The 8408-nt window shown below is 69.3% G+C and carries 9 protein-coding genes; 7 read left to right on the top strand and 2 right to left on the bottom strand.

Annotation, left to right across the window (positions count from 1 at the left end):
* Nucleotides 1-434 precede the first annotated feature (434 nt).
* Both mftD and mftE read right to left on the bottom strand, forming a co-directional pair.
* Entirely contained in the window at nt 435-1652 is a 1218-nt protein-coding gene (mftD, locus tag ACWDU1_RS25405) for a pre-mycofactocin synthase MftD (RefSeq protein ID WP_450002174.1), read from the bottom strand.
* On the bottom strand, nt 1649-2350 hold the full coding sequence (gene mftE, locus ACWDU1_RS25400; protein WP_450002172.1) for a mycofactocin biosynthesis peptidyl-dipeptidase MftE: 702 nt from the start codon (nt 2348-2350) through the stop codon (nt 1649-1651). The genes mftD and mftE overlap by 4 nt, the downstream gene beginning before the upstream one ends.
* A 64-nt stretch (nt 2351-2414) precedes the next feature.
* Here mftE and mftR point away from each other — a divergent pair, with 64 nt between their 5' ends.
* The 7 genes from mftR (at nt 2415) to ACWDU1_RS25365 (ending at nt 8237) form a co-directional block, all read left to right on the top strand.
* The gene (mftR, locus tag ACWDU1_RS25395; protein WP_450002170.1) at nt 2415-3074 is read left to right on the top strand and encodes a mycofactocin system transcriptional regulator; all 660 of its coding nucleotides are present in this window, start codon (nt 2415-2417) and stop codon (nt 3072-3074) included.
* Nucleotides 3075-3148: 74 nt separating this feature from the next.
* Nucleotides 3149-4048, top strand: coding sequence for an STAS domain-containing protein (locus ACWDU1_RS25390; protein ID WP_450002168.1), 900 nt, complete (start codon nt 3149-3151; stop codon nt 4046-4048).
* A gap of 11 nt (nt 4049-4059) precedes the next feature.
* On the top strand, nt 4060-4452 hold the full coding sequence (locus tag ACWDU1_RS25385; RefSeq protein WP_450002166.1) for an STAS domain-containing protein: 393 nt from the start codon (nt 4060-4062) through the stop codon (nt 4450-4452).
* Entirely contained in the window at nt 4430-4855 is a 426-nt protein-coding gene (locus ACWDU1_RS25380) for an anti-sigma regulatory factor (RefSeq protein ID WP_450002164.1), read from the top strand. Before ACWDU1_RS25385 ends, ACWDU1_RS25380 begins: the two co-directional genes overlap by 23 nt.
* A complete protein-coding gene (locus ACWDU1_RS25375; RefSeq protein WP_450002162.1) occupies nt 4848-5516 on the top strand; it encodes a SpoIIE family protein phosphatase in 669 nt (222 codons plus the stop codon). Before ACWDU1_RS25380 ends, ACWDU1_RS25375 begins: the two co-directional genes overlap by 8 nt.
* Nucleotides 5513-7852 (top strand): SpoIIE family protein phosphatase, encoded by a 2340-nt coding sequence (locus ACWDU1_RS25370; protein ID WP_450002160.1) that lies wholly within the window; start codon nt 5513-5515, stop codon nt 7850-7852. The genes ACWDU1_RS25375 and ACWDU1_RS25370 overlap by 4 nt, the downstream gene beginning before the upstream one ends.
* A 46-nt stretch (nt 7853-7898) precedes the next feature.
* Nucleotides 7899-8237 (top strand): STAS domain-containing protein, encoded by a 339-nt coding sequence (locus ACWDU1_RS25365; RefSeq protein WP_450002158.1) that lies wholly within the window; start codon nt 7899-7901, stop codon nt 8235-8237.
* Nucleotides 8238-8408: the final 171 nt, after the last annotated feature.

Here is an 8408-nt window from a genome sequence, read left to right as displayed (position 1 = left end):
AGCACCTCGGGGTCGACCTGCAGGAAGGTCCGGCCGCCGGATTCGAAGGTGGCGACGCCCTCGGTGGTGAGCAGCCGGTACGGGGTGTCGTCGGCGCCGATCGGGAGCAGGTCTGAATAGCGGAACTCGGGCGCGGTCACCGATCGCACTCCTTTGGAGGTGGGCTGCGGGTCGAACACCGGCGCAGCCGCGGTGAGGGCCACTGCGCCGGGGGTTTGAACACTGCGAGCCTAGCGAGGGGCGACCGGCACACCTGGAGTTAGGCAAACCTAAATCGTAACCCGGGAGGCGGCCGCGCGGGTGGTCACCGATTCGCCGGCCGGAGCCTGCCCGCCACGTCATCGCGCCGCGTGCCGCCATCCTCCGCGATCACGTCTCGCCGCCGCCACCGCGGCGGGCGTGGCGGCGGCGGCGAGAAACCGGCTATCGCGGCGTCATACCGCTTCGGCCGCCGAATCCGGAACCCGCGATTGCGCACCCGGATCGACGCCCAGCCGACGTTCGAAACCTTCCGGGATCACGATGTCGGAGCGGTCCAGATCGGCGATCGAGGTCTTGCGCAGGCCCAGCAGCGCGGAATCGATACCGCCGCGCAGGATGTCCAGCACGTTCTCCACCCCGGCCTGGCCGTTCGCCGCCAGACCCCAGAGATAGGCCCGGCCGATCATGACCGCACGGGCGCCCAGCGCCACCGCTTTGACCACATCGCTGCCACGCCGGATACCGCCGTCCAGCACGACCTCGATCTCGTGACCGACCGCGCCGGCGACCACCGGCAGTGCCCGGATGGAGGCAGGAGTGCCGTCGAGGTTGTTGCCGCCGTGATTGGACACCGAGATGGCGGCCACTCCGGCGTCGACGGCACGGCGCGCGTCGTCCACCCGCATAACACCCTTGAGCATCACCGGCCCGTCCCACTGCCGGCACACCCAGGCGACATCGTCCCAGTCCGGCGCCGGCGTACCCATCCATTCGCCGTAGGCGCCGAAGAACCCGGGCGCGGGGGCGTCGCCGAGCGCCATATTGGGAGCGGTGAGGTCGGGCAGGGAACCCGATTTGAGATAGGTGGTCAGCCAGCGCGGTTTCGTGATGACCTGCGGCGCGAAACTGGCCATGGTCTTCAGGTCCAGTTTCTCCGGGATCACCGGGCTGCCCCAGTCGCGGCCGTGCGAGAACGACCAGTCGAGGGTGAGGATGAGCCCGACCGCGCCCGCGGCCTTCGCCCGCGCCATCCGCCCGGCGATATCGTCCTTGCCACCGCACCAGTACAGCTGGAAAAAAGTGGACGGATTGGCCGCGACCACCTCTTCGACCGGTTTGCTGGCGAACGACGACAACCCCATCGCGGTGCCCCGGGCGGCCGCGGCGCGCGCGACCGCGACCTCGCCGTCGGGATGTACGGCCTGTACACCGGTGGGCGAGATGATCACCGGCATGGAGATCTGCTGCCCCATCACGCTGGTCGACTGGTCGCGTTCGCCGATCGGGCCGGCCGCGTGCGGCGCGAAACCGAGTTCGGCGAAGGCCGCCTGGTTGTCGTCGATGGTCTGACCGCGTTCGGAGCCGGCGACCAGGGCGCCGTACACCGATTTCGGCAGGCGTTTCTTGGCGCGCCGATGCGCTTCGGCCACGGTTTCGAACCACGGGTTCATGGTCGGATCCTTTCCACTGGTTCCGGCCACCATCGCCGGACCTGTTCGGATAGTTGGGAGACGAGTTCGGCCAGCAGCCGGGTGCCCTCTTCGGCGGACGCGCCGGTGGGATCACCCAGGACCCCGTTCGCGCTGACCGCCTTGACACCGCCCGCACGGAGCTCGGGCAGGATCTCGGCCAGCGGCCGGGTATCGCCCGGCCCGATACGGCCGTTGCGCACCCGTTGCGGTGCGAGGCCCAGCTGCAGAGAGGTTTCGGTACGGCCCGCATGGGCGTCGCCCCGGTAGCGCGGTAGGTACAGCCGGATATCGCGCGATTCCGCCCGTAGCCGGTCCACCGCGCGGCCCAGTGCCTCGACATTGCCGCCGTGCCCGTTGACCAGGACGACGCGGTCGAAGGTGTCGGTCGCCGAACGGCACAATTCGACGATCAGGAATTCGAGCGCCTCCTGGCCGATGGACAGGGTGCCGGGAAAACCGCGGTGCTCCCCGCTGGCCCCGTAGGCCACGGCGGGCGCGACCACCACCTCGGGACGGCGAGCGGCCAGCCCGGCGGCCAAGGCCGTCGCCAGATCGGTATCGGTCGACAACGGCAGCTGCGGGCCGTGCTGCTCGGTCGAACCGATCGGCACCGCCAGCACCGGTCCGGCGCCGCGCAGGGCAGCCACTTCCGGCCATGTGAGGTCCGCCACCATCATGGGCCGACATTAACGTCAGCGACTGACATAATCAAGTGTCGTTGCGGTAGCGGATAATCCCAGCGTGACTGCACAGCATTCCCGGGGCCGGCCACGCGGCACCACGAAACGGGAGCTCGAACTCATCGCCATGCGGTTGTTCAGCGAGCAGGGGTTCGACGAGACCACCGTCGAGCAGATCGCGGCGGCGGCGGGTATCAGCGGACGGACCTTCTTCCGCTACTTCCCCGGTAAGGCGGAGGTGCTGTGGTACTCGTTCGACGACGAGGTGACCGCGCTGCGGGCCGCCTTCGCGACCGTGCCCGAGACCGAGCCCATGATGGCGGCGGTGCGGCGGGTCGTGGTGAACGCCAACCGGTATCGCGCCGAGGATGTGCCCGAGCTCCGGACCCGGATGAAACTGGTCGCCGCGGTCCCGGCGCTGGCGGCCACCGCCGGGACCCATTACGACGCGTGGGAGCGGGCGGTGGGCGAGTTCGCCGCGACCCGGCTGGGCGAACCCACGGACGCGCTCATCCCGATGGCGGTGGGCCGCACCACCCTCGCGGCCGCCCGGGCGGCCTTCGACGCCTGGCTGGCACGGGCGGACGCGGACCTCACCGTCTACCTCGACCACGCCCTCGCCGGGCTCGAACGGGGGTTCGCGGCGCCGGTAGGCCATACCCCGGCAGCTACCGGGCAAACTCGACCGGCAGGTTTCGACGACGTGGGCCCGAGGGTATGACTAGGCTCGGTATCGGCACGACCGCCGAAATAACTACGATGTACCGGACCGCCGTCGAAAGGGGCACAAGTCACATGTCCGAGGTGTCCACGAGCCTTTCGGCGGACTCATTGGCCCGGCCTGTCGATAAGCTCTTGCCACAGCTCGTCGAGCACCTGCGCCAGAACCGCACGGCGCTCCGGGAAGAATGGGCCCGGCGGATCAGTGAGGCGCGGCTGCTCACCGCGATGACTCCGGAGGAGGTCTTCTCCGAGGCGACCTCCACCTACGACTACTACGTCGAAGTGCTGGAAACCGGCAGTGTCGAGGCGCTGCAGGCCTACGCCCGCGACCTCTCCGAGCGCATCATCCCGAGAGGAGTCGAAACCGACGAGATCCTCGGCATGGTGCTGTTGCTGCGCGATGTGCTGGCCCGTTCGCTGTTCGAGAAGTACCAGTCCAACTTCGAACTGCTCAATGCCGTCCTCGACGCCTACGAACCGGCGGCGAACCGGATCGCCAACACGGTCGGCGTCTCGTTCGTCCAAGAACGTGAGCGCGTCATCCGGCAGCAGCAGGAAGCGATCCGCGAGCTGTCCACCCCCGTACTACAGGTCCGCGAACAGCTGCTGATCCTCCCGATGATCGGCGTGCTGGACAGCCAGCGTGCCCGCCAGCTCACCGAACAGTTGCTGCGGGCGATACGGAACAATCGCGCCAAGGTAGTGGTCATCGATATCACCGGTGTGCCCGATATCGATTCGACGGTGGCCAACCACCTGGTCCAGACGGTCGACGCCTCCGGGCTGATGGGCGCCAGCGTCATCATGACCGGCCTCTCCTCGGATATCGCGCTGACCCTGGTGACCATCGGCCTGGACCTCTCGAAGGTGAACGCGGTCGGCGACCTGCAGGGCGGAATCGAAGAGGCGGAGCGGTTACTGGGGTACGAGGTATCCCGCGCGACCGAGCGCAGCGAACGCGATTCGCGTTAAGTCGGAACGATATGCCGGTACCAATCCTCAAACAGGGTACGTATCTGATCGCCTCGGTGCAGTCCGCGTTGACCGACGCGGATACCGAACGCCTACAGGACGACCTGATGAATCAGGTCAGCAAGTATCGCGCGCAGGGCATCATCGTCGACGTCACCGCCATCGACGTGATGGATTCCTTCGCCGCGCGGTCGTTGCGGACCATCGCCCATATGACACAGCTGCGGGGCGCGGAGACCGTCATCGTCGGCCTGCAGCCCGAGGTCGCCTTCGCAATGGTGCAGCTCGGCCTCACCTTCGAGGATATGCACACTGCACTGGACCTCGAGGAGGGCTTGGCTTGGCTGAACCGGAAGGCTTCGGCCCGGCACAAGCGCCGGGATGGTCGTGACAGTGGCCGCTGAACAGGTGGTAATCGCGGTCACGATGTCGAACGACATCGTGACCGCACGTCAGGCGGGACGGGACCTGGCCGAAGAGCTCGGCTTCACCCTCACCGACCGCACCATGATCTCCACGGCGATCTCCGAGGTCGCGCGGAATATCACCAGTTACGCGAACAACGGAGAGATCCGGCTCCAGGTAGCCGAGCGCGACGGCCGGCGCGCTCTCGTCGTCCAGGCCAAGGACCAGGGTCCGGGCATCATCGATATCGCCCGGGCCATGGAGGACGGCTATTCGACCGGGCTGGGCCTGGGGCTCGGCCTGCCGGGCGCGAAGCGGCTGATGGACGGTATGGCCATCGAATCCGCACCGGGCCAGGGCACCCTGGTCGAAATGTGGAAGTGGGTACCCTCCGGTGCATGAGGACGGGTTCATCGGCCGGATCGAATGGGCCACGGCCGGCCGTGCCCTCCCCGGACAGGATGTCTCGGGTGACCGCTGCGTCGTACTGGACACCGGCACCGACAGGGTCCTGTTCGCGGTACTCGACGGTCTCGGCCACGGCGCCGCCGCCGCAGCGGCGGTGGATCGGGCCACCCGGGTGCTGACGGAGAATCACGCCGAACCCCTGGACGTGCTCATGGTGCTGTGCCATCGCGCGATGGCCGACACCCGCGGCGCGGCGGTATCGCTGGCGCTGTTCGGCGCCGAGGACACGCAGTGGCTGGGCGTCGGCAATGTGGATGCCCAGGTGATCACGGCCGGTCCCACCGGCCCCCAGGTGAGCGCGGTGGTCCTGCAGAGCGGCGGCATCGTCGGTTACCGCCTGCCCTCTACCCTGCAACCGCAGACCGTGCCGGTGCGGCCCGGGGATCTGCTGCTCATGTCCACCGACGGTGTGGAGGTGGATCCGGAGGCCGAGATCGATCTGGCGAAGTCCACCGTCGATATCGCCCGGGACCTCCTCGACCGGCACGCCAAGAAGACCGACGACGCACTGGTGCTGGCCGCCCGCGTGCGCGGCGTCTCCGCCGCCACCCGCGTCCGGCGACGCGAGGCCATGATGCGCAGGATCCGGCAATGAGCGGGATGCTGGCCGCATTCCTGGACGCCTACTCCGACGCCCTGCGCCGCCACCTCGCCGACCCCGAGGGCGACGGTCTGGTGGAAGGCCACGAACTGGGCCGGCGCGCGCTGGTGGAGGGAATCAGCCTCCTCGACCTGACAGAACACCATTTCCGGGTGGTCGAACAGGTGCAGGCCGAAGCCGCGGCCGGCGCCACGGAGGCCGGGGCGGGCCCCGACGGTCCGCTCGCCGAACACGCGCTGGAATTCCTGCTGCAGACCCTGATCACCCTGGATGTGGCGACCCGCGGCTACCTCGACGGCACCCGCCGCTACGAACAGCAGCGCTCCCGCGCCGACGATCTGGCGGGTCGCGACGAATTCCGGACCGCGCTGGTCGAATCGTTGCAGGACGGGTTCTTCGTCGCCGACGCCCAGGGCACCCTCATCGAGGTCAACAAGGCCTTCGGCGAACTCACCGGCTACGGGGCGACGGGCGTGCCCTATCCCCTGCCGCATCCGTGGGCGATCCCGGAGGGCCCCCGCTACCCCGATCTCGGGACCGAGGCGTCACGTTTCGTGGTGCCCATTCAGCACCGGGACGGCCGGCGGCGCTGGATCGGGGTGAGCACCAGCGCCCTGGTGAAGCCGGACGGTGAGGAACACATCTTCGTGGGCACGGTCCGCGATGTCACCGCCGAACACGACGCCCAGGCCCGGGACCAGGCAGCCAACCGGCTCGCCACCGCGCTGGCCGCCGCGACCACCGTCGCCGAGGTGCTCGAGGTCGGGCTGGACGAACTGCGGCGTACGGTGGCCGCGGAAACCGCCGTGGTCGCGGTGTGGCCGGGTCACGGCGCACCCGAGGTCTACATCTCCGGAACCCCGCCGGCCGGTGCGCGGGAGACCGATACCGACGCGCCCCGGCTCGAGCCGGCCACCGAGGCCATCCTGAAACGCGCCCGGCTGCGTCCGGGCCGCACGCTACTGGCGGTTCCGGAGGGCGGTGCCGACAGCGCCGAGGGTATCGTCGCCCCACTGGGCGAAACCGGCGATACCGCGCTGTGGCTGCGCTTTCCGGTGCCGCGAGTCGTCGATGCCGCCGACTGGACCCTGTTCTCGCTGCTCATCGGTCATCTGAGCCTCGCCGTTCAACGCGCCCGCAACTTCGATCAGGCCCGGTCCACCTCGCTGACGCTGCAGCGGGCCATGCTCGGGCCCATCGAGTTGCCGCCCCGGTTCTCGGTGCACTACGAGCCGGCGCTGCCGCCGCTGGAGATCGGCGGCGACTGGTACGACGTGGTTCCGCTCCCGGACGGCACCATCGGCGTCGTGGTCGGCGACTGTGTGGGCCGCGGGCTGTCGGCGGCGGTGGTGATGGGTCAGCTGCGGACCGCGGCCCGCGCCCTGCTGCTGCGCGGGGCCGGGCCGGCGCAGTTGCTCACCGAACTCGACCCGGTGGCGGCGCGTATCCCCGGCGCCCTGTGCACCACGGTCTGCGCGGCCGTGCTGGACCCGGTGCGCGGCCTGGTGCGCTACAGCAATGCCGGGCATATGCCGCCGATCCTCGCCGATGTCGACAAAACCGGGCGTTTGCTCGAGGGTGGCCGATCGGTCCCGCTGGCGACCTTCGAGACCCCGCGCCGGCCCGAGGCCACCACTCCGTTACCGCCGGGTTCCACGCTGGTGCTGTTCACCGACGGGCTGGTGGAACGGCGCGGCGAGGATATCGACGAGGGGTTCGCGAAAATCGCCGCGATCCTGGCCGATACGGCCGAGAAACTACCCCGCGAGGTCGCGGATTCGGTGCTGTCGGCACTGCGGCCCGACGGCGGCTACGACGACGATATCGCGATGGTCGTCTACCGGCAGCCGCCCGCGCCCCTGCGCCTGGACGTTCCGGCCCGGCCGGACCGGCTGGCCATGCTGCGCCGTACCCTGACAGCGTGGCTGTCCGCCGCGGCGGTCCCGCACAACCTCACCTCGGATCTGGTCGCGGCGACCAACGAGGCGTGCAGCAACAGCATCGAACACGCGTACCGGCACGGCGGCGACGACGAACGGGTCGTGCTCACCGCCGAATGCGTCGGTGACCAGGTGGTCATCGAAACCACCGATACCGGGACGTGGCGGCCCCGTCCGGCCGATCCGGGCCCGCGCGGGCGCGGGATCGATATGATGCGGGCGCTCACCGAAGAACTCGAAATAGATCATCCCGGGCCCGGAACCCGGGTACGGATGTCGGTGACCCTTCCGGCGATCACGTTCCCGGTGGCCAGCGCCCTGCGTGGAATGAACAACCGGTCCGGCGGGAATACGATGCAGCGAGATCGAGGGACTCATGGCAGATTGTGAAGACGTGACCAATACTCCTCCAGACCCGAACCCGCTCACGGATACGATGACGACCTCGGTCGCCGACCACGACGGCGTCACGGTGCTCACGGTTACCGGGGAGGTCGATCTCGCCACGGCCCCCGCCCTGGAGACCGCCATCGACGCCGCGCTCGACGCCGGCCCCGCCGGCCTGGTCGTGGATCTGGCGGCCGTGAGTTTCCTGGCCTCGGCCGGAATGGCCGCCCTGGTCTCCGCGCACCAGCGCGCCGGGGACAAGACCACCATCGCGCTCGTCGCCGAGGGCCCGGCCACCAGCCGCCAGCTCAAGATGACCGCGCTGGACCAGGTATTCGCACTGCACGCCACCCTGGACGCCGCCCTGGCGAGTTTCCGGGACGCCTGACCGGCAGGCCACCTACGCCCGACGGGCCCGGCAGCGGATCGCTGCCGGGCCCGTCGTATTGCCGGTATCAGTCGCAGATCGCCCGGAACTGCTCGATGAGTTTCACCCGGTCGGCCGGGGTGGCGGCCAGCGGCGCGACATTGAGCACCGTGACGCCCGCTTCGGCGAACG

Source organism: Nocardia sp. NPDC003345, assembly GCF_053589395.1.
Note: the sequence above shows the minus strand (reverse complement) of the source record. Positions and strands in the feature narration are given on the sequence as shown.

Bases quoted from the DNA above. Each gene is read 5' to 3' on its own strand.
- mftD (WP_450002174.1), bottom strand. From the start codon at position 1,652: ATGAACCCGTGGTTCGAAACCGTGGCCGAAGCGCATCGGCGCGCCAAG.
- mftE (WP_450002172.1), bottom strand. From the start codon at position 2,350: ATGATGGTGGCGGACCTCACATGGCCGGAAGTGGCTGCCCTGCGCGGC.
- ACWDU1_RS25390 (WP_450002168.1), top strand. From the start codon at position 3,149: ATGTCCGAGGTGTCCACGAGCCTTTCGGCGGACTCATTGGCCCGGCCT.
- ACWDU1_RS25385 (WP_450002166.1), top strand. From the start codon at position 4,060: ATGCCGGTACCAATCCTCAAACAGGGTACGTATCTGATCGCCTCGGTG.
- ACWDU1_RS25380 (WP_450002164.1), top strand. From the start codon at position 4,430: ATGGTCGTGACAGTGGCCGCTGAACAGGTGGTAATCGCGGTCACGATG.
- ACWDU1_RS25370 (WP_450002160.1), top strand. From the start codon at position 5,513: ATGAGCGGGATGCTGGCCGCATTCCTGGACGCCTACTCCGACGCCCTG.
- ACWDU1_RS25365 (WP_450002158.1), top strand. From the start codon at position 7,899: ATGACGACCTCGGTCGCCGACCACGACGGCGTCACGGTGCTCACGGTT.